Origin of the sequence: Oceanospirillum sediminis, from assembly GCF_014164585.1 — a bacterium.
Lineage (GTDB): Bacteria > Pseudomonadota > Gammaproteobacteria > Pseudomonadales > Halomonadaceae > Oceanospirillum > Oceanospirillum sediminis.
The window spans coordinates 1-303 of record NZ_JACJFM010000381.1 but is presented as its reverse complement, the minus strand read 5'-3'; the positions used below and the strand labels follow the sequence as shown (position 1 = coordinate 303).

At 37.0% G+C, this 303-nt stretch carries 1 protein-coding gene; it reads right to left on the bottom strand.

Annotated features, from left to right (window positions below):
• On the bottom strand, positions 1–276 hold a 276-nt coding region (locus H4O21_RS28950), incomplete at its 3' end, for a CBS domain-containing protein (RefSeq protein WP_220495933.1).
• Positions 277–303 lie beyond the last annotated feature (27 nt).

The window sequence follows — 303 nt, the reverse complement described above, 5'->3', positions numbered from 1 at the left end:
ATTTTTCATTTTTGAAACAAACGCTCCGAGCAATTTACCGTTGTTGGACTCTACAATTTGGCTTATCTCGCTAAAAGAATAATCATTAATACCTTTTTCAACCACTAAAACACCTCCGGCTTCATTAAAAAATGGGGATTCGTTAAAAAGTCCTATCACATCATTAAGCTCATAATACCCCAGATAATCTCCTTTTTCATTCAAAACAGGCATAATGTTAGCCGAGTTTTGGGCGAAAGCTTCCAAGACGTCTAGCCACATGGTGCTTTCTCGCACATAAAAATCCTCCAAACTATATAGGTA